This is a genomic window from Oleiphilus sp. HI0086 (assembly GCF_001635225.1).
In genome coordinates, this window is the sequence record NZ_LWFZ01000560.1 from 1 (window position 1) to 408 (window position 408).

Here is a 408-nt window from a genome sequence, read left to right on the forward strand (position 1 = left end):
ATAAAAAACCCCAGTAGGACGACCTACTGGGGTTTCTAATAGAAGCCTGACGATGACCTACTCTCACATGGGACCTCCCACACTACCATCGGCGATGCTTCGTTTCACTTCTGAGTTCGGGATGGGATCAGGTGGTTCCAAAGCTCTATGGTCGTCAGGCAAAACTTCGGTTGCTGATACTTGATCAACAACACTTAATTCTGCGTCTTTAACAATAGCAAGTAATAGCTAATTTTATCTCTGCTGTCTAACGAAGACTCATATCCAATTTGCGTTACCCGTCGTTGTACGAATAATCATTCACTATAAAACCACTTGGGCGTTATATAGTTAAGCCTCACGAGCAATTAGTACTGGTTAGCTCAATACGTTACCGCACTTACACACCCAGCCTATCAACGTCATAGT

The 408-nt window shown here is 43.6% G+C and carries 2 rRNA genes; both read right to left on the reverse strand.

Annotated features, from left to right (window positions below):
* Positions 1–44: 44 nt before the first annotated feature.
* Positions 45–159 (reverse strand): 5S ribosomal RNA (rrf, locus tag A3756_RS06760).
* 167 nt (positions 160–326) lie between these two features.
* Positions 327–408: ribosomal RNA gene (locus A3756_RS06765) — 23S ribosomal RNA — on the reverse strand; the annotation flags it as partial.